At 61.8% G+C, this 23186-nt stretch carries 30 protein-coding genes; 6 read left to right on the top strand and 24 right to left on the bottom strand.

Annotation, left to right across the window (positions count from 1 at the left end; translation table 11 throughout):
* Nucleotides 1-20: 20 nt before the first annotated feature.
* The gene (locus K8R92_08980) at nucleotides 21-743 is read right to left on the bottom strand and encodes a hypothetical protein (protein MCE9620032.1); all 723 of its coding nucleotides are present in this window, start codon (nucleotides 741-743) and stop codon (nucleotides 21-23) included.
* A 255-nt stretch (nucleotides 744-998) separates the two neighbouring features.
* Here K8R92_08980 and K8R92_08985 point away from each other — a divergent pair, with 255 nt between their 5' ends.
* Nucleotides 999-1460: a VOC family protein gene (locus K8R92_08985; protein ID MCE9620033.1), complete on the top strand. Its 462-nt coding sequence runs from the start codon at nucleotides 999-1001 to the stop codon at nucleotides 1458-1460.
* A gap of 38 nt (nucleotides 1461-1498) precedes the next feature.
* Nucleotides 1499-2080, top strand: coding sequence for a hypothetical protein (locus tag K8R92_08990; protein ID MCE9620034.1), 582 nt, complete (start codon nucleotides 1499-1501; stop codon nucleotides 2078-2080).
* A 30-nt stretch (nucleotides 2081-2110) separates the two neighbouring features.
* Here the strand turns inward: K8R92_08990 and K8R92_08995 are convergent, their stop codons facing one another.
* From K8R92_08995 to K8R92_09005, 3 genes are all read right to left on the bottom strand, one after another.
* Nucleotides 2111-3178: a pyridine nucleotide-disulfide oxidoreductase gene (locus K8R92_08995; GenBank protein ID MCE9620035.1), complete on the bottom strand. Its 1068-nt coding sequence runs from the start codon at nucleotides 3176-3178 to the stop codon at nucleotides 2111-2113.
* A 29-nt stretch (nucleotides 3179-3207) separates the two neighbouring features.
* Entirely contained in the window at nucleotides 3208-3903 is a 696-nt protein-coding gene (locus K8R92_09000) for a VWA domain-containing protein (protein ID MCE9620036.1), read from the bottom strand.
* Between the two features lie 187 nt (nucleotides 3904-4090).
* The gene (locus K8R92_09005; GenBank protein MCE9620037.1) at nucleotides 4091-4267 is read right to left on the bottom strand and encodes a hypothetical protein; all 177 of its coding nucleotides are present in this window, start codon (nucleotides 4265-4267) and stop codon (nucleotides 4091-4093) included.
* 596 nt (nucleotides 4268-4863) lie between these two features.
* Here K8R92_09005 and K8R92_09010 point away from each other — a divergent pair.
* A complete protein-coding gene (locus K8R92_09010; GenBank protein ID MCE9620038.1) occupies nucleotides 4864-6231 on the top strand; it encodes a diguanylate cyclase in 1368 nt (455 codons plus the stop codon).
* A 48-nt stretch (nucleotides 6232-6279) separates the two neighbouring features.
* Here K8R92_09010 and K8R92_09015 read toward each other — a convergent pair whose 3' ends face one another.
* Nucleotides 6280-8190, bottom strand: coding sequence for a cellulose binding domain-containing protein (locus tag K8R92_09015; GenBank protein ID MCE9620039.1), 1911 nt, complete (start codon nucleotides 8188-8190; stop codon nucleotides 6280-6282).
* 133 nt (nucleotides 8191-8323) lie between these two features.
* Between K8R92_09015 and K8R92_09020 the strand changes: the two genes are divergently transcribed.
* The 3 genes from K8R92_09020 to K8R92_09030 all read left to right on the top strand — a co-directional run bounded on the left by K8R92_09020 (nucleotide 8324) and on the right by K8R92_09030 (nucleotide 11530).
* Entirely contained in the window at nucleotides 8324-9373 is a 1050-nt protein-coding gene (locus tag K8R92_09020; GenBank protein MCE9620040.1) for a hypothetical protein, read from the top strand.
* 79 nt (nucleotides 9374-9452) lie between these two features.
* Nucleotides 9453-10202, top strand: a complete 750-nt coding sequence (locus K8R92_09025; GenBank protein ID MCE9620041.1) for a DUF1080 domain-containing protein — start codon at nucleotides 9453-9455, stop codon at nucleotides 10200-10202.
* Nucleotides 10203-10315: 113 nt separating this feature from the next.
* Nucleotides 10316-11530: an AAA family ATPase gene (locus tag K8R92_09030; GenBank protein MCE9620042.1), complete on the top strand. Its 1215-nt coding sequence runs from the start codon at nucleotides 10316-10318 to the stop codon at nucleotides 11528-11530.
* Here the strand turns inward: K8R92_09030 and K8R92_09035 are convergent.
* From K8R92_09035 to K8R92_09125, 19 genes are all read right to left on the bottom strand, one after another.
* A complete protein-coding gene (locus tag K8R92_09035; GenBank protein MCE9620043.1) occupies nucleotides 11527-11916 on the bottom strand; it encodes a VOC family protein in 390 nt (129 codons plus the stop codon). The two genes, K8R92_09030 and K8R92_09035, sit on opposite strands and share 4 nt — an antisense overlap.
* Nucleotides 11917-11957: 41 nt before the next feature.
* Entirely contained in the window at nucleotides 11958-12872 is a 915-nt protein-coding gene (locus K8R92_09040; GenBank protein ID MCE9620044.1) for a DUF6159 family protein, read from the bottom strand.
* 148 nt (nucleotides 12873-13020) lie between these two features.
* Entirely contained in the window at nucleotides 13021-13455 is a 435-nt protein-coding gene (locus K8R92_09045) for an EamA family transporter (GenBank protein MCE9620045.1), read from the bottom strand.
* Complete coding sequence (locus K8R92_09050; protein MCE9620046.1) at nucleotides 13452-13976, bottom strand: GNAT family N-acetyltransferase; 525 nt, start codon at nucleotides 13974-13976, stop codon at nucleotides 13452-13454. The genes K8R92_09045 and K8R92_09050 overlap by 4 nt, the downstream gene beginning before the upstream one ends.
* Before the next feature lie 6 nt (nucleotides 13977-13982).
* On the bottom strand, nucleotides 13983-14534 hold the full coding sequence (locus K8R92_09055) for a hypothetical protein (protein ID MCE9620047.1): 552 nt from the start codon (nucleotides 14532-14534) through the stop codon (nucleotides 13983-13985).
* Nucleotides 14531-14935 (bottom strand): hypothetical protein, encoded by a 405-nt coding sequence (locus K8R92_09060; GenBank protein MCE9620048.1) that lies wholly within the window; start codon nucleotides 14933-14935, stop codon nucleotides 14531-14533. The genes K8R92_09055 and K8R92_09060 overlap by 4 nt, the downstream gene beginning before the upstream one ends.
* Nucleotides 14925-15350 carry an isoprenylcysteine carboxylmethyltransferase family protein gene (locus K8R92_09065; GenBank protein ID MCE9620049.1) on the bottom strand — a complete coding sequence of 142 codons (426 nt, stop codon included), beginning with the start codon at nucleotides 15348-15350 and terminating at the stop codon, nucleotides 14925-14927. Before K8R92_09065 ends, K8R92_09060 begins: the two co-directional genes overlap by 11 nt.
* Nucleotides 15351-15352: 2 nt before the next feature.
* Nucleotides 15353-15844 (bottom strand): hypothetical protein, encoded by a 492-nt coding sequence (locus K8R92_09070; GenBank protein MCE9620050.1) that lies wholly within the window; start codon nucleotides 15842-15844, stop codon nucleotides 15353-15355.
* Nucleotides 15845-15896: 52 nt separating this feature from the next.
* Nucleotides 15897-16454 (bottom strand): hypothetical protein, encoded by a 558-nt coding sequence (locus tag K8R92_09075; GenBank protein MCE9620051.1) that lies wholly within the window; start codon nucleotides 16452-16454, stop codon nucleotides 15897-15899.
* Between the two features lie 48 nt (nucleotides 16455-16502).
* Nucleotides 16503-16709, bottom strand: coding sequence for a DUF3185 family protein (locus tag K8R92_09080; GenBank protein ID MCE9620052.1), 207 nt, complete (start codon nucleotides 16707-16709; stop codon nucleotides 16503-16505).
* Between the two features lie 31 nt (nucleotides 16710-16740).
* Nucleotides 16741-16890, bottom strand: coding sequence for a lmo0937 family membrane protein (locus tag K8R92_09085; GenBank protein MCE9620053.1), 150 nt, complete (start codon nucleotides 16888-16890; stop codon nucleotides 16741-16743).
* A 210-nt stretch (nucleotides 16891-17100) separates the two neighbouring features.
* On the bottom strand, nucleotides 17101-17883 hold the full coding sequence (locus K8R92_09090) for a CPBP family intramembrane metalloprotease (GenBank protein MCE9620054.1): 783 nt from the start codon (nucleotides 17881-17883) through the stop codon (nucleotides 17101-17103).
* On the bottom strand, nucleotides 17880-18389 hold the full coding sequence (locus K8R92_09095; GenBank protein ID MCE9620055.1) for a GNAT family N-acetyltransferase: 510 nt from the start codon (nucleotides 18387-18389) through the stop codon (nucleotides 17880-17882). The genes K8R92_09090 and K8R92_09095 overlap by 4 nt, the downstream gene beginning before the upstream one ends.
* Before the next feature lie 43 nt (nucleotides 18390-18432).
* Nucleotides 18433-19356 carry a cysteine synthase family protein gene (locus K8R92_09100; GenBank protein MCE9620056.1) on the bottom strand — a complete coding sequence of 308 codons (924 nt, stop codon included), beginning with the start codon at nucleotides 19354-19356 and terminating at the stop codon, nucleotides 18433-18435.
* Nucleotides 19357-19379: 23 nt separating this feature from the next.
* Nucleotides 19380-19946, bottom strand: coding sequence for a hypothetical protein (locus K8R92_09105; GenBank protein ID MCE9620057.1), 567 nt, complete (start codon nucleotides 19944-19946; stop codon nucleotides 19380-19382).
* Nucleotides 19947-19981: 35 nt separating this feature from the next.
* Entirely contained in the window at nucleotides 19982-20476 is a 495-nt protein-coding gene (locus tag K8R92_09110; GenBank protein MCE9620058.1) for an SAM-dependent methyltransferase, read from the bottom strand.
* Between the two features lie 189 nt (nucleotides 20477-20665).
* Nucleotides 20666-21004 (bottom strand): hypothetical protein, encoded by a 339-nt coding sequence (locus tag K8R92_09115; protein MCE9620059.1) that lies wholly within the window; start codon nucleotides 21002-21004, stop codon nucleotides 20666-20668.
* A gap of 54 nt (nucleotides 21005-21058) precedes the next feature.
* Nucleotides 21059-22102 (bottom strand): hypothetical protein, encoded by a 1044-nt coding sequence (locus tag K8R92_09120; GenBank protein MCE9620060.1) that lies wholly within the window; start codon nucleotides 22100-22102, stop codon nucleotides 21059-21061.
* A 10-nt stretch (nucleotides 22103-22112) separates the two neighbouring features.
* Complete coding sequence (locus tag K8R92_09125; GenBank protein ID MCE9620061.1) at nucleotides 22113-22694, bottom strand: TMEM175 family protein; 582 nt, start codon at nucleotides 22692-22694, stop codon at nucleotides 22113-22115.
* Between the last annotated feature and the right edge of the window lie 492 nt (nucleotides 22695-23186).

Raw genomic sequence — 23186 nt, forward strand, 5'->3', positions numbered from 1 at the left:
CTTGGATGAAATGAACCGAATCAGTGGCGACGACGCCGAGCGGCGAATGCGCCGCTCAACGCCAGGAAGCCGGAGACTCCCGGAGCCGGCACGGTCGGACCGACCAGCTCCACGTGCATCGCCGTGTCGGAGTCGGTCCACGTCTGGCCGCCATCCAGGCTGAGTTCGGTGAAGATGTCGAAGAAGGAATTGATCTGGAACAGCTGTGGATCGCCAGAATCCGCGAAGTCCTTGCGGATGTAGTTGCGGCGGAAGTAGGCCCCGTGCGCGCCGCGCACGGGCTTGCAGCGGAGCATGATGTCATGGTTGCTGCCGTCGCTGAGGGTCCCCGTCGCATGCAGGTCAAGCGACAACATCTCGGTGTCGAAATACTGGGTCTCGCCGTCGGGGCTCACGCCCGTGAAGACATCGACGAAACTGCTGTGCAGGGTTCCGAGCCAGGGTTCGCCGGGCGGAAGTCCGTTGAGACTGATGCGCAGCGAGACCGTACCGTCGCTTTCGCCATAGGAGGGCCCGGCGCCGGGGAGCGGCGGATCGTGCGGCGCCCCGCTCCAAGTGAAATCGCAATCGACAAAGACGTCGAAGAAGCTGTCAATGTGAAAGCGAGTGGGCCCGCCGGTCTGGTGGTACTGGCGATCGCCGCCGAGCGCGTAGGGATCCGGCGTGATGATGTCGGCATGGGCCACTCCCGCCGCGCAGGCAAGGGCAAAGCCGGCAATGGAAAAACTCATGGAATTTTTCATGATGCCATCCTGGTGAATTGAGGGAACCCACGGCGAAACGTAAAAGCTTTGCGGTAGAAGGGCGCAAGACGCTTCGATGACAAGTTTACTCAGAGTCGGGCCGAGGCAAGGGAATTTCCTGAAAATTGGAAAAATTGTGCTGCAAAAACAGGGCTTTCGTGCGACGGGTGCCGGCCCACCCTCAAAGGCATCGTGGTTTCCCGCTCACCCGGCGGGGACGCGAAGGGCACCCGGATTCGCTTTATATTCCGCGGCATGCCGATCCGCGGGATCACCCCCATCCTGAACGTGAGCAGTGTCCCCAAGAGCCTGGAGTGGTTTGAATCGCTGGGGTGGCACCGCGGTTTCACCTGGGGCGACGATGGCATGATTCCCGGAGCGGCCAGCACAGATGCAAAGGGCGACGCCCATTTCGGCAGCGTCTGTGCCGGTGACGAGAAGAGCGAATCCCAGATCTTCCTCTGCTGCAGCGGCCAGGGTTCGCGCGGCACGATCATGCCCCGCTGGCCGGGAGACGATCAGACCGACGGCGTCTGGATGAGCTGGTGGATCGACTCGATCGAGTCGCTCGATGCTCTGCATGTCAAGGCCGTCGAGCTGGGTTACATTGTCACCATGCCGCCGACCGACGAACCGTGGGGCGTCCGCGAGTTCCATCTTCGGCATCCCGACGGGCACATGTTTCGGGTTTCATCCTTCCGTCCTTCGGGAAAATAGTCCGGGATTCGCGCACACGCTCTTACAAGGAGAGTCACATGAAAAATGGAATGGTTCGGGTCGCCATCGCGGCGCTGGTCGGCGGCATCATCTGGTTCGTCTGGGGGACGCTGATCCACACGGTGATCTTCGGCCACGAGAACTACAACAAGCTTCCAAACGAGGCCCAGGTGAGCGAGACGCTGCGCGCCGGCGGCCAGCCCGACGGCGTGTATTGGCTGCCTTGGTTCGACGAATCCAAGATGAGCGACCCCGCCGCGGAGAAGGCCTACGACGAACTGCTGCGCAAGGGACCGGTCGCGATGATCGTCTACCGGAAGTCCGTGGAATCGTCGGCGATGACCGGCATGATGGTCTGCGAGTTTCTCAGCGGGCTTGCGGCCTCCATCATGATCGCCATCCTGCTGAACCGTAGGCAGTGGCACCCCGTTCGTGCCGCGGCGGTGCTGTTCATCGTCAGCGTCTCGTACTGGCTCTCCTGCAATTTCTCGGACTGGATCTGGTACGGCTATCCGTGGAGCTGGGTGCAGGTGGTCCTGATCGAACAGTCGTTCGGCTGGGCGATGGCCGGCTGCGCCATGGCGGCGATCGTGCGCACCCGGCGCGGTTCGGCGCGTTGACGATGTATTGAACCGCGACGGATCGCGCGGCTACGAGTCCGATGTCCGGAGCCAATGCGGCAGGACTTCACTCAGGTATTGCATGAACTTCCAGAGGCCCACGCGGTGCTCGAGCGTGCCGTCGCGGTTCACCTTCGCCTCCGGGAAGGCGATGCCCACGCCGAACAAGCCCGGGGCGATGACGCCGTTGCTCGGGTTGTGGCGCAGCTCGTGCAGCCCGGCGACCGGGATGTGCCGCCGCGCAAATCCCACCGCGTAGATCGCCTTCGTGCAGCGCGGCAGATAAAGCTTCATGTTGGCTTCGGTGGATTCATGGCGCTCGAGCCTCGGGTGGCACGCGGCTTCGATGTGCGTCCGCGCCCACTCCGCGGTGGCGCCCTTGAGGCCGGTGTCATCGTTTTGAATCCAGTCGCCCATGGGCACCGCGAAGCGCAACGGCGCCTGGAAGAAATTGACCACCTGCTTCACGCCGCAATGCTCGATGAGAAGCCGGATGGCCAGGATCGCCGAGTGCGACGAGCCGAAGACGGCGACTGTGTCCTTGGCAGAGCAGTGGCCCGCCAGGCGCTGCGCGTCCATCGCGTCGGCGAGCGGGATTTCCTCGACGCCGGGAAGCCGCAGCGACACGGGATCGGCGCCGATGGCCAGCACCACGTTGTGCGAGCGGATGCTGCTGCCGGCCAGGGCAACGTGCCACACCTGGTCATGAGCCTTCAACGAGTTCGCCGGAGTCTCGAAGCACACCACCTGCCGGCGAAGCTGCGCCGTCACCCACTCCAGCGGCTCCGCCATCCGGTGCAATTCGCAGGTGCGCGTCGGGTCCTGCTGGTGCAGCGAGAATCCGCGGTCGCATTCCCTGTAGTGGAACGCCTTGCAGCAATTCAGGAACTCCACGAACAGTCCGACATTGGTGTTGCCGGAGACGTTGCGCCATTTGGTGCCGAAGTCCCCGACCTTGAACTGCGGATCGATCCAGGCGACTCGCTTCGGATCCACGCCGGCGTCGATCAGCTTGCCCACCGTGGCGATGCCGGCAGGACCGGCGCCGACGACGGTCCAGTCGAAGTCGGCGCCGGGCGTGTGCTCCTTCGTGCTCATGAAGGTGCAACTCTACTCAACGGACTTGCTCAGCGCTTCTTCCTTGCCGGCGGTCTTGCGGCCGCGTCCGGCGCCTTGTCCGTCGGCTTGGCTGGCGTCGTCTCGTCCATCCTCATGTTAATGGCCTTGTCGTCGCGGTAATCGAACAATCGCTCCGACACCCGCTTCCACATGTGATTCGCGCCGATGGCGTTCTTGCCCACCGCCATCGAGTAGCCGCGGTCGATGTTCAGGCCCATCCCATCGGTGACTTCCTTCTCATCGGCGCTGAGGAAGACGAATTGCCAACCGGCCTCCTTCATCTGGGCGATCATGGCTTTCACCTGCACGCCGTTGAACTCACGGCTGGCGTTCTCGTGCCCGTCGGTCACGATCACAAAGACGATTTTGCCAGGCCGCAAGGCTTCGGGCTGAGCGGCCAGGCTCGCCTTCAGGTCGAGAATGCCGCGTCCCACCGCGTCGTAGAGCGGCGTGTTGCCACGGGGCACATAGGTTTCCTCGGTCAACTTTGGCACCAGGTTGATGTCAGTGAACTTGTGGATCACCTCGTAGGGGTCCTGGCCGTCGAACTGCACCAGTGTGAGCGTGGCCGGCGTGGGCTGGGTCTGCTGCTCGCCCAGAAATGTGTTGAAGCCGCCGATGGTGTCCTGCCGGATGATCTGCATCGATCCCGTCCGGTCCAAAATGATGGCAATGTGCGTGCGACCGCCTTGTGACTGCGTCATGCGTGTCCCTTTCGGTTGGAGCAACAAAATATGCAGAGGCCGAACCGCGATGGCTCGGTCTCGGGTGCCACAGTAGGGGAGCAAAGATGAAAGTCAATGGTCAAGTTGAGATTTCAATGGCAAATGATTCCGCTTCCCCTACGGGGAAGAATTCTTGGGAAAAATGTGGCCCGATGCACTGGAAGCCTCACAGCATCAGGCCGTCCTCCTGCAATTGCTTCAAAAATTGACCCGAAGTGTTGGCGATCGCGGCCATCTCGCGATAGTCCTGCGACGCCCGCCTGATCGCCTCGTGGTCCAGAGGCGTCGCCAGTTGAAGCATGTACAGCTTCTCCAGCAATTCATTGCGTTTCTGTCGCTGCATTCCGTTCATAGACCCGTAGAACCGCACCAATGGATGGATTGAATCGCCCCTGAGCGGCGTGGCGTTTGGCTCCGCCGGCCTCGGCGACGGGTCATAGCAATTGACCCGGGCCGAATCAATCGGCTGGAAATTGGGATTCGAATCGGCGGGTTCGGACTTCTCGTGAACGGGAAAGGAAATCATGTCGTGGCTCCACGACATCAGAGTGGCATCAGCTTGCAGGGGTGCCGCCGAACGTCGGCAGCGCTGATGTGCTGGAGTCGGCCGCTTGAGCAGCCTCTCCGCCGCATCGCCCCTTGCAGGGCCGACCTCGGCACCGTGATCTCGCCTTCGCGAATTCGGTTGCCGCCCAGGCTTTCGAGGTCTGCCCAGGGCTCTTGATGCTGGCCGGACTTTAATCCGGCGCGTTTGGGTTGTCAAGAGTTCCCGGCGCGTCTTCGAAAACTTCCCGGACAAAAATTCATGAATGCGATGACGGCGAAACTCTAGTCCCAAAAGAAAACAATCTTGCGAATCGATAGACTTTGAAACTTGCATTTTGGGTCTGAATCTTATGGTGCAGGACTCGAATGGAATCCCTTACAGAAAAGCAAATCGTGGAAGACAAGAATTTTCGGGTCAGTTATCTCGCGCTGCAGGCGGTTCATGAAGGCATCCTGATCAGCGATGCCGACGGCCGCATCACCATGGTCAACGACGCATTCCTCAAGATCACCGGCTACGGCAAGTCGGAGATTCTGGGTCAGACCTGCGCTTTCATCCAGGGACCGGGAACAGATCCCCGGACCCGCGCGTTGATCCGCGAGGCCCGCGAGAACCGGGAGAAATTCAATGGCGAGATCCTCAATTATCGCAAGGACGGCACCACCTTCTGGAACGACCTCTCCATTTCGCCGGTGCTCGACCGGCAGGGCCAGCTCATCCATTTCATCGGCATCACGCGGGATGTCACCGAACGCAAGCGGCTGGAGGACGCCCGGGAAGCGGCCCTGGGGCTGCTTCAGAAGATCACCAGCCAGGTGCCCGGCGTGGTCTATCAGTTTCGACTGCGCCCCGACGGCAGCTACTGTTTTCCGTTTTCCAGCAAGGCCCTGCATGACATGTACCGGCTCACCCCCGAGGAGATTCGCGAGGATGGTGCCAAAATGTTCAACGTGGTTCACGTGGACGATCGCTATGGCTTCATGGCTTCCATACAGAAGTCCGCGCTGGAGTTGACGCCGTGGATTCAGGAGTACCGCGTGCAGTTCGAGGACGGCGCGGTGCGCTGGCTCTTCGGCAATTCGCTTCCGCAGAAGGAGGCGGATGGCTCGGTGCTCTGGCATGGATTCGTCACCGACATCACTGAGCGCAAGCAGATGCGCGAGCGGGTGAGCAAGCTCGCCTTCCACGACGCGCTCACCGGCTTGTCCAATCGGAATCTCTTCTACGACCGACTGAGCCAGGCGCTGGCCGCCAGCAATCGCAGCGGCCACTACGGAGCGGTGCTCTTCATCGACCAGGACAAGTTCAAGCCGCTCAACGACATGCATGGGCATGCGGCCGGTGATGCGCTGCTGATCGAGATGGCCCAGCGGCTGAAGCGGTGCGTCCGCGAATCGGACACCGTGGCGCGGTTCGGCGGCGACGAGTTCGTGGTGATCCTGGACGGATTCAGCGACGACCAGAGCGAATCAACCGATCAGGCCCGGGGCGTCGCGGAGAAAATCTGCGCCGCGCTGCATGAGCCCTACACCCTCACCATCAAGCAGGAGGGTCAGCCCGAGGAGACCATCGAGCATCTCGGCACGGCCAGCATCGGCGTGGCCATGTTCCTGGACAAGACCGACAGCCAGGAGAGCATCCTCAAGCGGGCTGACATGGCCATGTACCAGGCCAAACGGCAGGGCGGCGGCATGATTTGCTTCGACAAGTCAAGAGTGCTGGCGCTGGATGCCTCGGTGGCTCAGACCGCCGGCGCCTGATCCTTCGTGCGGGTGATCTGCGGTGGTTATCCGTGCGGATGAAGCGGGCTACGGCAAGTGCATGCGGTCGTAGATGGCATCGAGCAATGATGTGCCCGGCTGCGTCGCGTCCTCGCTCAGCTCCCAGAACATCACGCCGCCCAGCGACTCCTGATTCGCGAAGTCCACCTTGGCGCGCATCGACTCGGGATCGTCGTAGGTGATGAATTGCTTCTTGGCTGCGGAGTACAGGTAGGGCACCTTCGCCTGCGCATTCCAGTGGCGCGTGTATCCGCCCGCGCCCGTGAACACGCCATTGCTGTAGGTCAGCACGCCGCTGCTGAAGAGCGTGTTGTAGGGAAACTCCGTCTCGCCCAGCGCAGGTGAGGTCGCCTCCGTGCCGGACTGGCCCAGGCCGTCGCCGTTCGGCCCCGGATTGACGTTGTTCCAGCCGCGCCCGTAAAAGGGCATGCCCACAACGATCTTTGACGCGGGCACGCCGGCGTGGCCGTTGAGCCCGTTCCGGTAGTTGCCGATCGCGCCGCTGACCGACCACATCGCCGCATAGGGCGTCGGATCGACATTCACCATCGGCGAGTTGAGCCCGGTGTAGGAATCCCATCCGCCGTGGAAGTCATAGCTCATGACGTTGATCCAGTCCACGATGGATGCGATGGCCGCAGGATCGATATCCGCGATGTGCGCATCACCGGCCGGCGCCGCGATGGAAAGGTAGTACGTGTGGCCGTCGAGTGCGGACTGCTGGTTCATCCGGCTGCGCAGCGCCTGCAGCAGCAGCAGGTAGTTGGCGCCGTCGGTGGCTCGGTCGGCCGGAACGTCGCCGTCAAATCCGCCTCCGCCGGGATATTCCCAGTCGATGTCGATGCCGTCGAAGCCGTAGCGGGCCATGACGTACACCGCCGACTTGGCGAAGTCGGCGCGCTTCTGCGCGTCGCGCACGATGGAGAAGAAGGGCGCCGAAAGCGTCCAGCCGCCGATGGAAATCATCGTGCGAAGCTTGCTGTGCGAGTTCTTCAGGTCGCGCAGCTGGGCGAAGTTGCTCCCTTCGCGGTAGGCCGGTGACATGGTCAATGCTTCCGCGCCGCTGTTGGCGCCGGTGTCCGCCCACTCGTCGAAGAGACCCACGCCGGCGCTGAGCGCGGGACCCGCCGGCTGCTGAAGGAAATTGGCGTAGTCGGTGTAGGTCCAGCCGCGGTACCACGACACGGTGCGGTTCCATGCGGCGGGCATGGTGCGGTCCAGCGGAATCAGGAAGGCGTAGTTGACCACGTTGATTCGATCGGCGCGGATCTGAGTCACGGGAAAATTCTTCTGGTAGATGCCCCAGTTCGGGTAGTAGCCGACGATCTTCCGTTGCTCCACCGTGGGCATCTTGGTGTAGTCGGCCGGGTCGATGACAGGCGTGCACGGGCCAAACGAAAGAAGGACCAGGCCCGCATCGCCACCATCCACTTCGCCGGAGGCGTCGAGATCGGCGCGGCATCCAGGGCAGGGGCCGAAGTCCAGCAGCACCAATCCGATGTCGCCGCCATCCACCTCGCCGGAGCCGTCGAGATCGGCGGGGCAGTTGGGGTTGTTGCCGCCACCACCGCCACTACCACCGTCCGCGCTGAACACCACATTGGTTGGTGCAACGCCCGGCGTGGACGTGGTGTAGATGCAGCCGATTTCCGCCGAAGCGCCCGGCGCCAGCACGCCGTTCCAGCCGGCATTGACCACCGTGTAGTGATTGCCGACATGGCTCTGAATGGAGCCGTTCCAGAGGCTGGTGATGTTGGCGTTCCAGTCGAATTGCAACGTCCAGCTTGAGGTGGAGAGAGCGGTGGAGTTGGTCACGGAGAACGCGCCCTGACCGCCGGTGGTCCATTGATCGGTAAAGGTGAATGTGGTGGCGGCCAGCGCGGTGCGTGCAAGCAGCAAAAGCGCGAACGCACTTACAGCGAGGCGGTTCGTTTGCATGGTGATGGGCCTTCTTGGGGTGGGGTTCTCTTGGGCATAACTCAACCGCAATCAACACCTACACACGGGGTTCTCTACGGATAGGGGGGTAAAAATGTTGCATTTCAAGTAATGCTTGGGGGAAATCCCGCCGATGTCGCCTAGATCGCCCAAACCACTTTTGGGGCTTCAACCATCAGGAGCAATCTTCGTGGCACAAATTTCGGATCTGACTCAAGAGCAACTCAATCAGCAACTGCAGCGATACCTCAAGAAGGCCGACATCGTCGGGACCGAGGATGAGCGCATTCGCTGCAGGCACATTGTGCAGCGGTTGCGCACGGAGATTTCGAAACGCCAGCATCCGATCGTCTCGCAGGAACATGCATCGCAGGAGTCATCCGGAGGCGAGGGCGACGCTTGCTTTGACCAAGCCGTCATGATCCTCAAGAGCGGCCACACCGACGAGGCGTGCAAGGGCTTTCAATCCCTCGTGAAGCGAGATCCAAAGTCTGCCGACGCCTGGGCCGGGCTCGCCATCTGCAGGCTCTACCAACTCGCGAAGGGCAAGAACATGGAGGACGTGATGTTCGCATTTGCCCAGGCGAAGAAGTTTCGACTTCACCGAGCCAAAGATGTTGATCGCCTTGTGCTCACGCATGCCTCCTGTGTCGTCAAAACTTATTACACGGTGCTTTCGCGGAGCTTGGCCACGGCCAAGGCGGATCCCATCAAGGCCGCGCCTGAGGGCTTGACGGCAACCGCTCCTGCGGTCGAAGGTGCTCGATTTGTCACCAACTCATTTTCGCAACTCGCAACGGTCGGCGCCGGCGGAGCGGGCATCGCCCTTGACGGGTTCTCGGCCATGACCGACATGAAAATGCTTCAAGCCACCGTGCTGGGCCTCGTCATTTCAATCAGCGCTTCCGTGAATGCATTTGTCAATGTGTCCGTGCCCGAGTATCGCGAATTCAAAAAACTTCTTGACCTGATTGAGTCCCCCACAATCCTTTTTGAAAAGCCGGAACTGAAGGGATCCGTCGAACCGGGCTTTGATGTGCTGCTCGGCATCGGGATCGTGTTTGCGCCATTCCTTTTTGCCTGGTGGACGCTGCGCAAGGGGTACACGTCAATCTCTCGCGTCGCTGCGTTCGCATGGATGGTCATGTTTCTGGCCATTTTCACGGTACGAAACAGCCACTGAGAAGTGTGTCGAGGCGGGCGGCGAGGTGTCGGCGTTCTCGCCGTGTTCCAGCGGGCGCGACTCAAGATACTCTTAAGCCATGGCCACCAAAATGAGTTCGATGGCGTCCTTTGCCTTCGCGCAGTTCCTCATCGCATCGTTCATCGCATGTGCCTGCACTAACAGCACCGCGACCGAGCACGCGACGGGACTCTCGGACAAAAACGCCATCCTTGACACCTTTCATTGGACCCCGATCTTCAACGGCAAGAATCTCGACGGCTGGACGCAGTTTCCGCCGGCCGCAGCCATCACGCCGCCTGCAACTCCGGCTCCCGCGTCCGCGCCGCCCCCAACCTGGTCCGTGCTCGACGGCGTCCTCCGCACCACCGGCACACCCGTGGGCTACATCGCCACCACCGCGCTCTACACCGACTTCGAACTTGAGCTCGAGTGGCGCTTCGATCCCGCCAAGGGCGCGGGCAATAGCGGCGTGCTTCTGCGCGTGCAGAACCCGGATAAAGTCTGGCCCGCATGCCTGGAGGCTCAGCTTCAATCGGGCAGCGCCGGCGACATCTGGAACATCGGCAACTTTGCCGCCACGGTCGACCCCTCGCGCACCGACGGCCGCCACACCACGCGCATCGGCGAGAGTAATGAGCTGGCGCTGGGCCAGTGGAACAAGTATCGAATCGTGATGGATGGCGGTTGGCTCTCGCTGTGGGTCAACGGCAAACTGCAGAACGTGGCGACCGGCGTCCAGCGCGTTGCCGGGCGCATCGCACTGCAGAGCGAGGGCGCCTGGATCGAATTCCGGGACATCCGCGTCCGACCACTCATCTCGAAATAATCACCTCGGCGCCGAGAAGCCCATTATTCATGGAAATAATGCCTATTTAAATTAAATATAGGTAATTTATATATTTATTGGTTCTTTGACATAAATACGCATAGACTCTCCTTATGGACCCAGTCTCAAATCCGTTCTCGCCAGGGGCCGGTATCCCTCCGCCCGTTCTTGCCGGCCGAGACGACATGCGTGAAACGGTTCGCGTGGTTCTTGAGAGGCTTCGCCGCGGTCTGCAAACCAAGAGCATCATGATGATCGGCCTGCGCGGCGTGGGCAAGACCGTGCTGCTCGACCAGATGCGCGACGACGCCGAGGCCACGGGCATCCAGGCCGTCTGCTTCGAAGCCCCCGACACACGCTCGCTTCCCGCGATCTTTGCCCCGCAGCTCCGCCATCTGCTGCTTCGACTTTCCCGCAACGAGCAGGCGAAGACCCACGCCCAGAACGCACTGAAGGGGCTCTCCAGTTTTGCCCGCGCGCTGAAGGACAAATTCAAGGACATCGAGGTCGGCTACGACTTTGAACCGGAGCTTGGCCCCACCTACAACGGCGACCTGGAGCACGATCTGGAGATGCTGCTGGAAGCCTCCGGAACCGCGGCGCAGAAAGCCGGCACGGTGCTGGCCATGTTCGTCGACGAGATGCAATTCGTGGAGTCGGACGAACTTGCCGCGCTCGTCGTCGCGCTGCACCGCATCTCGCATAAAAAACTTCCGGTGGTCCTGGTGGGCGCGGGTCTTCCGCAACTGCGCGAGCGGATGAACCAGGCGACGCAGATCGCCGACCGCCTCTTTGACTATCCGGAAATCAAGCCGCTCACCCGGCTGGATCTGGACCTTGCCATCGGCAAGCCGGCGCTGGACCAGAAGGTCAAGGTGAACAAGGACGCGCTCGACCTGATTTTCGAGCGGACGAGCGGCTTTCCCTATTTTGTGCAGGAGTGGGCCAAGCATGCGTGGGAGGAGGCGGAGAAGTCGCCCATCACCCGCGAAAACGTAGAGGCCTCAGCCGAGATCGTCATCGCCGCACTGGACAAGAACTACTTCCAGCTTCGCTTCTACCGCCTGACTCCAGCGGAGAAGAAGTACCTGCGGGCGACCGCTGCGCTGGGTGCAGGTCCGCACCGTTCGGGTGACATCGCCAGAGAGCTCGGGCGCGAGGTGACCGCACTCAGCCCGACGCGAAACAAGCTGATCGCCAAGGGCATGATCTGGAGCCCGAGTCACGGTGACACCGCGTTCACCGTGCCGCAGTTCGACCAGTTCATGCGGCGCATCATGCCCGGCGACGACTGGCTGCAGGACGAACTCAAGGCGGCGACAACCTAAATTTCACTTGTTGCGAACACCAGCACATGGCCGTCCAGGTCGAGCGAGTACGCCGCGACGTGGCCCCAGCTTCGCTTGAGCAGCGGGCTCAGTTCCTTGGCGCCGGCATCGATCGCCCGCGCATGGTGTTCACCGGGCAACGGCAGCACAAGATAGAGTTCGGCCCGGGGAATTCCGTTGGCCGCGCTTGGGTCAGGCACCGCGGTGCCGAGCAGATTTCGAATGCCCATCTCCGGCATCAGCCCCAGAATGCCGCCGCCGGGAAGTTCGAACTCAGTCATGCCGGGCACGTGAAGCCGCGGCTTGAGGCCCAGCACCTTCGCATAGAAGGCGGTGCTCCGCTCCTGGTCGGCCACATACAGAATGAAATGCGATGCGGCGCTCATCCGGCGGACAGGGGGGTGCGGCTTGCCGGCAATCGGGACTTTCAGCCCTTCTTCGGCGCGAACGCCAACTGCAGGGACTCCGACTTGAAGCCGGTGGGCACGGATCCGTCGATCGCGTAGCGGTAGAGGGCCATCTGCACAATCGATCGCAGCGTGGAGGCGATCAGCGACCACGCGAACAAGCTGAGGAGTCCGATCAGTCCGATCGCCACGCCCAGCACCACCGACTCGCTCAGAATGCCCGCGACCACACCGATGCCGATGATGCTGATCGTGAACATCGTGATCGCGAATCCAACCAGTCCGAAGCCGACCGCCAGGATCAGCCCCTCGCCCCAGGTCCGCTTGATCGCCGAGGCCGAGCGCTTGATGGCGTCAATCGGGCCGACGCCCTCGATGACCAGGGCCGGCACTGCGAAGTAGGTGCCCACGGCCCACGCGAGACCGATGAAGCCCACCACGATCTTGCCGATGATGCCCACGCGCTGCTCGATGGCCCGCAGGATCGTTCCCACGACCGCGCTGACCAGCGTCCAGGCGGCGATCTGCGGCAGGCGGCTCATGGCCACCTGGATGCCGGCGCCCAGCCCGCCCGTTTCGCCGCGGAATTTTCGGTCGGCCGCGCCCAGCAGTGCCGCGTTGAAGAAGATCGTGACAAAGCTCGTGACCAGATAGAACGAGAACATCAGTGCGTAGGCGACGATTTGGTTGGTGGGGGCGTCCGCGGAGGGGCTGATGGTCGTCACTCCGTTGTGGCTGTGGGAGGATCTCGACTGCACCAACTGCGTGAACGCATGCCGCAGCTCCTCGCTCATCAGGATTGGAATCGCGAAACTGGCCATCACCGCCGCGGTGGCCAGGAAGCTCAGGATCGGAAAGATCACCAGTTCGGGATCGGACTTCAGGACAATCCACGCCTGCTTGAAAAGTTCCGCCGATCGCTTGAATCGTCCCATCACGTGTCTCCATTCTTGGCGGTCGTGCCGCGGTTGCGAAGCGTGAATTCTAGCGGAAAGGTCTATTTTTCCACAAGTTGCAAGGCGAAGAGAGAGTGATCGCCCGCCTTAGGACACGCGACGAGCCCCGGAGTTGCAGAATCTTGGATTATTTCTTGAGGGCCAGCAGCAAGACGCCGGCCGCGACCATGCCGATGCCGGTCCAGTCGCGGAGCGACGGACGTTCGCCCAGGAATGTGAAGGCGAAGATCGCAACCAGCACCAGGCTCAGTTTGTCCACCGGCGCCACCTTGGACGCTTCGCCGACTTTCAGTGCCCGGAAGTAGCAGACCCACGAGGCACCCGTGGCCAGGCCCGAGAGCGTGAGGAAGATCCAGGTTTTCCGCGAAAGCTCGAAGGGGTTGCTCCACTTGCCGGCCGCCCAGACAAAGGCCGCGAGCACCACGATCACGATCGCCGTGCGCACCAGCGTGGCCAGATCCGAGTCCACGTTCTGCACTCCCACCTTGGCGAAGATGGCGGTCAGCGCCGCGAAGACCGCGGACAGCAGCGCCCAGTAGAACCAGGTGGCGGGGATGGTCATGGATTGATCCTCGAAGAAGGGGCGGCGTTCAACGCCTTGCTCAGAATCACGCTTCGGTACACCTTGCCCGACCATTGCACGTGGCCCACATGCCGGTAGCCGAGTCGAGTGTAGAGCTCAATGAGATGCGTTGCCTGCTCGGCGGTGTCGATGGCCAGCTCGCGATAGCCATGCTGCACTGCCCATTGTTCAGCGCGCTGCAGAAGCAGACGGCCGATGCCCTCGCCTTGCAGGGCGGGATCGACTGCGAACTGATGAGCCGCCGCGACGCCGGGAGTGGCGTAGTACGCCTCCGATGTGTCGGTGCTCGTGTGGTGCACTGCGATGGTTCCGACCAGCTTGGAGCCGTCGACCGCGACAAAGCACGTCGCGTTGCGGATGCGGTCGCGGGTGACCTCGGGGGTCTGGTTCACGGCGGTGTAGTTCAGTCCCATGTCGCCCAGCCGCGCGTAGGCGCGGTGCAGCAACTCCGTGAGCTCGTCGATCGAATCCGTTTCGCAAATGGTGCGGATGACCGGCATGGCGCTTCAGGCGAGCCGGCGCCATCGCGCTTCGAGCACGACGAGTGTCACCAGGTACACCGCCACGATCACGATCGGGATCGCCGTGAATCGATGCGCGGGCCAGAGATACCAAGCCGCGACGATCAGGCCCGTCCGGACGAAGCTGTGAAAGAGGCCGATCCAGTGCTGGATGATCCACGAAAGCGGAATCCACATCAGCCCCGAGAGGATCCCGACCGTCAGCGGCAGCGAGGTGTGGTCGACCAGAAAAAACGGAATGGCGATCGAGTAGACCAGCAGCGCCTGAGCCACCCCATAGAAGAAGAGCCGGTCGAAGGCGTTCTTCGGTCTGGTCTTGTCGAGGAAATTCTCGCCGGTGAAGCGCGAGATGAAGATGCCCAGGTAGGCGATCATGCCCGTGGCGCCGAAGAGAACCCATGCGGAGAGCATCGTGTTCAGGAACATGCCCGCGACACCTACCGCGGTCCATGCGATGGCCCCCGCGATCGGCATGGCGATGTTGCGGCGCCGGCCGAATTCCTGGCGCTGCTCCTCGAGCGAGCGGTCCGCGGTCATGCCTTGGCCACCCGCATCTCGTAGAGCTTGCCGCCGACCCAGCATTGCGGCACGGACAGCACGACCAGCGCGATCGGATACCAGCGCGGCCCCAGCTCGAGATTCCAAGTGACCACGAGACCGAACATGCCCAGCACCACGCCGACCACGCCCAGGATCATGGCGTGCTTCATGGGGTTGCGCGGCGCCAGCCACGCGGTGAGCCAGGCGCCCGCGATGCTGATGACGATGCGGTAGGAAGTGGCCAGCAGCGCCTGCAGGTCGTTGATCGGCTCTTTGGTCGGCGGATAAACCTTGAGCATGTGCAGGGCGATGTCGACCAGGGTGGTCACGACGATGATGAAGACCACTCCGGCGAGGATGGCCCACGTGGAACTCCACTTCGAGCCGCTAGAAGACATGCGGCACCATGCGCTTCACCTTCTTCATGTACTCGATGTATTCGGGATAGGTCTTCACCAGCAGGGTCTCCTCGCAGAGCATGCGGGCGAAACTGCCCGCCAGCAGCAGCGCGCCGAACGCAGCGCTCTGCGGCGACCAGTGCGAGAGCACGCAGGCAACGCCGAAGAGGCAGACTGCGGTGTAGATCGGATGGCGGATGAGACCGTACGGGCCGGTCGTCACCAATCCGCCCGCCGTCGGATTTGCCGCCGCGTGGAAACTGCGGCTGCCAAAAGTGATTCGCGCCCAGATCATCAGGGCCACGGCGAGCGCCTGGCAGGCGATGGCCACCGGATTGGAAGTCAAGATGGAGTCGGTCAGGATCAGGCCCGCGAGCCCCCCAACCATCAGCAGAAGTCCGATGATGGAAACCACCTTCAGCAATCCTGGACCACCTTCATGGCGGGCGGAACCTGGATCGCCGCAAGGTTGATCGAGCCCCCGGTCCACACGTGCAGCACCAGCTTGTAATTGGGTTCGCTCGGGCGGATCGGCGCCGCATGAAAGAGCAGATTGATCACGTCGAGTTTCCAGTCGCACGCCAGCGGCGCGAGACTGGGGTCAAAGGGCTGGAAGGCGCCCTTGCCCTTGTGGACGTGGACCGTCGTGGCAGCGAACTTGTTGAGGGCGACGCAGGTGTCCAGGCAGGCCTGGAAGCCGGCGGTGTCGCCGCGAAAGGCGAGATAGTCGTCGGTGTTGACGAAGTAGCCGGCGAATCTCGAGGGATGCTTGGCGAGCTCCACCAGTCGCGGCGGCCAGGCGCCGGGCACGGCGATGTTCGCGCCGGGCCGATGATCCCCGCCGATGCCGTGGGCCATCGGGCAGAGCATGAGCAGGAGAAACGCGATGGCAGCGGCAAAAGGCTTCATCCCCCGCGAGTGTACCCCGCACTTCCGATGCGCTTCAACGGCGGCGTTCACCTCATTGCCCGCTGGTCGACGGGGCAAGATCGGACTTCGTCGGATTGCCGACCGTCAGCACCACGGGCTTGCCGTCGACTTTTGCGATCTCGATCGGCGTGTCGAGCTTGTAGATGCCGTCGGCGGCCGAGATGGGGAAATAGGACTCAAGCGTCTGATTTGGGGGGACCGGATAGGTGACCGTTCCGCCGGCGCTGGTGCCGTTGCTTTGCGGGCGAAAAGATGTCTGGATGTAGGCCTTGTCGTTGCCGGGGGGAGTGATGCGTGATCCGCTCACGATCACTTGACCCTCCCGGGGCGTCGCGTCGTTGGGCGTTTGGGAGAAGGTGCAGGAATGAAAATGCTCGCCATCCACGGAGATGCTCGCGTTGCCGGGGAGGCGAAGCGTGAGCTGGGTTATTTCAACGTCGCCGCCCGTGACAAGTTTTTGCACGGACAAACTGAAGCTGTTGGCTGGGAGCGCGCCCTGCTTGGGCGATGCCGGCTGCAGGTCGCAACCGGTCACGGCGCCTGTGAGCAAGGCACAGCACACGATGTTCATCGAAGCGATCGAATTCATGGGAGCGGAGTGTATCGGACACGTCCGCCGCCCATCAACGGAGGTCCGTCAGGCGCCCTTGGGAGTGAAGCGCAGGCCGAACATTCCCACGATCGCAGCGACAATGCCGCCGATCATCAACCAGACGGATTTGTCGGTTGGGGAACCCGTGAAAAATCTCGAGACGTCGGAGCTGAATGATTCCATGGCGGCAACGCCCCAGATGATCAAGAGGACGCCGACGACCAGCAGTGCGAGGGATATGGCTTTGTTCATGTGAAAGACTCCTTAGAAGTGGTGAGCGGGACTAAATGGGCTTCCGGCCGCTGATGAGGCGGATCAGGATGACGACGACGGCGATGACGAGCAGGGCGTGAATGAAAACATTGGCAGGGCCAAGGGAAATCAAGCCCAAAAGCCACAGTAAAACCAGAACGATAGCGATCGTGTAGAGCATGGCAGCAACCTTTCAAATCCCAGTTTTGAACCGTTGCCATCGCGCCAAAGCGCCCGGCAACAATGAGTTCGACCGATCCGCACGATGCGGCGTCGAGATTGATATGAGCCTAGCAGGAATAATGTTGGATCAATCGATGAATACGGAAATAATAAGAATTAATCGCTCAGAACGATCAAATGGGACGTTGGCGAGTCGATTATGCCGCTTTCAATGCGATCCGACCGGAACGTGAAGCAGGGAGGCGACCGATGGAAGCGTGTCGATGCCCCAATGAATCGCGATTAATGCCGGCAGATTGCGCCATCGATCCCACGCCCAACCAAAGATGAGCCCGACCACGAGCACCGGCAGCCCCGTGCCAAGCAGCACGGAGCTCAAGTCGTTGGCTGTCCCCTCGGCGCCGCTGGCGAGGAAGAAACGCGTGGGCAGATGCCAGGCGGTGAAGAGAATCGCCGTGACGATGATCGCCGTGGGGCGCCCCCAGGCGAGTTCGAGCCGCGTCTGCAACCCCCAGCGATAGACGATTTCTTCGGGCAACCCGGCGCAGAAGAGCATCAGCACGCTGCCAATGGCCACCCGCAGCGCCGCTTCCAGCGTCGGCATCGACCGGATGGCCTCCAGAATGGGCGCGATCTTCGACGCATTGATCAGGATGCCCAGCACCAGCACCAGCGCGAGCGTGAGGATCGATCGCGGTGTCGCCCGCCATCCCAGCAGCAGGTCTTCCAGCGTGTAGCCGGCGCGCCGGATGGCGATGAGCGGCACCACGAAAAGCAGGCCGATTTTGAACGCGAAAGCATAGGTTGCGTCGGAGGTCAGATGCGTCGCGCCCCAGATCGGCAGGGGCCAGGCGCGCTCGAAGAGTCCGGTGGCCACGGAGGCGCCGATATACGCGATCGCAAAGAGCAGCGCCACGCGGGTCTCGCGCGCCGGGTTGATGATGCGGATGGACGCGACGGGGAGTCGTTGCCAGATCAGGAATGCCTTCACGCCGAACCCCGCATTGCGTTGTCCTGGAGATGCCGGTGCATCACAAAGGCATCGACGTGGCCGAGCTTTGCGTGCTGGAACGCTTTGGGAAGCGTGCCGACGATGGAGAAGCCAAGTTGCTTCCACAACTTGACCGCGCCCGTGTTCGTGCTCACCACAAAGTTGAACTGCATGGCCAGAAAGCCGGCGTCCTTCGCTTCGGCAAGACAATGTTCGCCCATCGCCTTGCCGACGCCCATGCCCTGCGCCGCGGGGTCGACCATGAAGGAAGCGTTGGCGACGTGCGAGCCAAGGTCGGGCTGATTGGCCATGAACTTGTACATGCCGAGAATTTCATGATGGTCAGACGCCACATAGGTCGTGATGCCAGGGGCGAACCAATAGTCGTGGGCAACTTGCTTGCTCGTGTCGGGTGCGAGCACCATCGTGTCACCTGCGGCGACAACCGCCTGAAAGATTGGCCACATGCCATCGAAGTCTGCTTCGGTGGCGCGTCGAATCTTCAGGGCACTCTTAGACGAAGATGCTGGTGTGGTGCTCATGCGGTTCTCAGCTTTGCTTGTAGACATCCGTGCTCAGGTACTTCAGGCCGGTGTCGCACGCGAGCGTGACCACAGTTGCGCCCGGCCCGAGTCGCTTGGCCATTTGGACCGCGGCTAGGACATTGGCGCCGGAGGATGTGCCCGCGAAGATCGCCTCCTCGCGGGCAAGGCGCCGCGTCATCTCTTTCGCGTCCGCGGTCTTGATCGGAATGATTTCGTCCACAAGCGTCGGATCCCACAGCGGGGGCGTGTAGCCGATGCCAACACCTTCAATTTTGTGGGGACCGGCCTGGCCTCCGAGCAGCACCGATGATTCAGCGGGCTCGACGGCCACAATTTTGACGCGTGGATTGTGTCGCTTGAGCACCTCGGCCACGCCGCGCGAAGAAGCCCCCGTGCCCACGCTGTGCACGAAGGCATCGACCTTGCCGAGGGTCTGCCTCCAGATCTCCTCGCCAAGCGGGTGATAGCCCGCGATGCTGTCGTGGTTGTTGAGCTGGTCGATCCACATCGTGCGCGGCTCCCGACTCAATGCGCGGGCGGCCTCGATCATGTCCAGGATCAACTTACGGGTGGTGAGGCCGCCCTCGCTCGGCAGGAGCGTCAATTCGGCGCCCAGCGCCCGCATGTGATCCAGTTTCTCCCTGCTGAACGCGTCGGAGCTGACGATCCGGATGCGGTAGCCCTTGGCGGCGCAGACCAGCGCGAGCGACGATCCCGTGCTGCCGCCCGTGTACTCAACGACGGTGTCGCCGGGCTTCAGTCGGCCATCCTTCTCTGCGCGCTCGATCACCATCAGCGCCATCCGATCCTTCATGCTGCCGGTGGGATTCTCGCCCTCCAGTTTCACGAAGATGTCGGCGCCATGCGCTGGCGCGACTTTGCGGAGCTGCACTATCGAAGTGTTGCCGATTGCGTCGAGTATGTTCACGCGCCGTTGCTCTTGGGCCAGTGTCAGTGGGAAGGGTTGCCGAAGCCGGCGCCGCGCAACATGCCGTGCTTGCCGAAGTACTTGCGCCACAGAATCGGCAGAGCGAAAATCGACACGACACAGGCTGTCAAAGCCCACGGCAGCAACAGCCACTCCGGCATCAAGCGCAAGAGCACAAGCGCGAAGAGTGGGATTATGAGGCTGTAGTGCACAACGAGAATCCAACGGTCGCGCCGGGAAAGATTCGGAAACAATTCAATTCGCCGGCGTTGGGCGCGGACCTGCTCGTGTGGCGCAAAGACTGCCACCCGCGACGCAAGCACGCCGCCCGCGACCGGAGCGAACACAACTAGACCGATCCAAAATGGCCATGAATAGAAGAGTGTCGTGCCGAAAGTGACCGCCAAAGGAAAGAGCAAGGCAAAATTCACCAGGCCGCACCAGGCGCCGACTCGTCTGGAGGACTCCGGGGTGAACGCCAGCCGACTCTTGCAGCCGTGGCAGAAGCGGCCGCCGAATTTGTGGCCCAACAATCGCCCGAGCGAATACGACGTCTGACAGTGTGGGCACTTGAGATTGGAGATCGGCATGCGTGGATCCGCCTTTCAGGGATCCGTCGGGCGGATCACGAGGGTCCATGATACCGCGAAGCATCAGCTGATCGCCAATAGTTGCTCATGAGTTCGCGCGTCCACTGCGGCTGGCGCACCGGCTCGCGCGGCAGGTACTCGGCCAGGACCGGCTTGAGGTCGATCACCGGCGTGCCATCGATGGCGTCGAGCTCGGCCACGAAGAGGCGCGTCCCTACGCAGCGCAGCACACAGCAGATCGTGCACCCGATCCGATTGGGGCGGTTCTTGCCGCGCTGCGCAAAGACTCCCACTTCGGGCCACTCCTTGTTGTCCCTCGGATGACGGGCGCCGCGACAGGTCTGGGCGGGGTCGGCTTCGTGCAGCAGGAAGAAAACTTCGACATGGGAGAACTCCGTCAAGCCCTTCAGCGCGTCGGCCGTGAAGCCCTCAACCAATTCGATGCAGGATTCCGCTCCACCCCAGAAGTCGTCCGTCGCGCGAGTGCGGGACGCGTGCACGTACCCAATGGGTTCAACGGAATAATTCATGCGACGAGGATAACCCGAGACCTCAATGGCCTTGCTCACGCTTGCTTGGGCGCTTGCACTCAGGCCTTCGAATTCGGTCGCGCCACGGGCCACATTTGCCGCCGCTTCCATCCCAGCGCGATGCTGAGCACAAGAGGCTCAACCGCGAACGACCGAATGAAACCGCAGGCGACAAATTCAGTGAAACCATCAGGGTTTGCTCCCCAAAGTCGTCATGACCTTGTGAACAACCGGCGCGATCAATATGGCCAGCGAAAGCAAGATGACGAGGCCTGCATAGAGCGCATAGGAACCGGCAAACAGCTTGCCTCCATCGGTTTTGGGCGAGTCAATCGGCCCCATCCCTCCCAGGAGCATGGCGGAATTCAGATAGGCATCGCGCCAGGGAAGGTTTTCAAAGTACATGTAGCCGGCCATGCCGAGTAGGAGTGACACAAGCACCATGGCGATGACCAAAACGAAGTGAAATAGGAATTTTCTGTTGTACAGAGTGTGAAGTACATGGGACTTCGATTTGGGTGTGCTCATGATGGAAATCGGTCCATTGACGCAGCGGCGCCACGATTCCCCGCAAGTCTACCCTCAATCCGTCATCGCCCAGACATCGTTGCTGTAGATGAACGACAGCTCGCCATTGACCTCGGCGGAGAATTTGCCGCCGGTCATGTAGAGCTTGTCGCCGAAGATCCATGTCGCCACGCCCCCGCGCGGAGTCCATGGCGCGGTTTGCTCCCTCCACGCCACGCCGTCCTCCGATACCAGCACCGCCTTGGTGAAACTGCCGTCGCGGTTGGCGCCGACAAGCCAGAGCTTGTCGTTAAAAACAATCGGCGACGCGCCATATTGCGGCACCATGGCGTCGCTGGCTTGCGTCCACTTCACGCCGTCGCCGGATGACCAGATCTCGGCGCCTGAGTGCGGGTTATTCGTCGGCTCGCCGTCGATTACGCCACCGCCGATGATCCAGATCTTGTTCTTGAACACCACCGCGACATCGATGGTGCGCGGGGTCCACGCCGTCGTATCGGCGACTCGAACCCAATGAACGCCGTCGGCTGAATTCCACACATCGTTGAAGTAGTTCCTGCCGTCCGAGCCGCCCATCAGCCAGATCTTGCCCTTGAAAACCACGGTCTTGTAGAAGACCCGCTCCGGCAGATTCGACGAGTCCGCGAGCACTTCCCACTTCTTGAAATCGGTCGTGCGTGCGATGCGCGAACCCAGCCGCAGATGTGGGTAGTCCCCCTCGACGGTTCCAAGCAGGTAGACGGCATCGTTGAATTGCACGTGCCTTTGGTGGCCGGGCTTCGCACCCAGGGTCGGCAGTTCGGACATCGTCCAGGCTTTGCCGTCGCCGGAAGACCAGTTGCCGGCGGGATGAAATGCCCACATCTGATGGCCCACGGTGAAGACCGGAAAGTTGTAGGAGCCGGGGAACTCCGCATCGTCGGTCACGCGGGTCCATGTGTTGGACGGAGCAAACTCGACGATCGGTTCGTGGTGACTGGCGCTGCGGCCGTCGGTGCAGGCATTCGCAACCCAAAGGCATGCCGCAACACACATCAGCGAGAACCGGCGATCCCTTGCATTCCGCATCAACTTGGATTGGAGAAGAGTGCTGTCCATTGCGATGTCGTCAGTCGCTCGCCGTGAGCTTCGACTCGATGCGACGGTCGGGCACGAACCAGAGCGCTGCCACCGCCATGTAGATGGCCAGCGAAATCCATTCATGCACGAAGGCCAGCGGAACTGCCGCCGCGTAGGCCAGAATGGAGATCTTGCCCTTGTGGTCCCGGCCGATGGCGCTGGCCAGGGTCGAGTCGCGGCCGTGATGCTTGATGATGACGCGCACCAGATTCGAGTAGGCCAGGGCCGCCAACAGCAGCCCGGCCCCGTAGAGCGCGACCGGCACCGGGCGGAAGTGATTCTCGCCCACCCATCCGGTCACGAAGGGAATCAGCGAGAGCCAGAAGAGCAGATGCATGTTCGCCCACAGGATGGCGCCGTTCACATGGTGGACCGTGTGCAGCAGATGGTGGTGGTTGTTCCAGTAGATGCCGATGTAGATGAAGCTGAGCACGTAGCTCAGGAACACCGGGATCAGCGGCCGCAGCGAAGCGAGGTCGTCCCCGTGCGGCACCTTCATCTCCAGCACCATGATCGTGATGATGATGGCGAGCACGCCATCGCTGAAGGCTTCCAGTCGACCCTTTCCCATTGCTGCTCCATGATCCTGCGGGCCCTTGCCCGTGCTGGCTGCGTTCGATCTTAGCCGCGCACACAGGGGTGTGCAGCGACGTTAGCCCTCACACGTTCAATCAATGTGGAACGTCGCCGCGCGGACGTAGCGTAAGAATTGTTTACATGATGTGAAGACAGCCCCCGCGCAGACCGGCGCCATGGCACTTCGATCCCGATAGAGTCGGGTTGCAGCGCGGCGCAGGCGCGCGATCACGATCATGCTGCGCCAAGGAACCTCTGAACAAGTTCGGAGCCGCGATAGCCTCCTGCGTCAGGGGGCGAAAAACCGCAGGTTCTTGGGGGTGTGGCGAGCACCAAGCTGTGTGGCGAAGACGATGTGCTGACATTTTCAGAGTTTTCCTAATGGCACGATCCCGATTCTGCGAGCCCGACCCCGCGGGCCCGTTTCTGCGAGCGCCGACTTGAAGTCATCCGTCCCAACCGAATCGGAAAACGCGAGCGGCCATCG

This window comes from Planctomycetota bacterium (assembly GCA_021414025.1).
GTDB lineage: Bacteria > Planctomycetota > Phycisphaerae > Phycisphaerales > SM1A02 > SYAC01.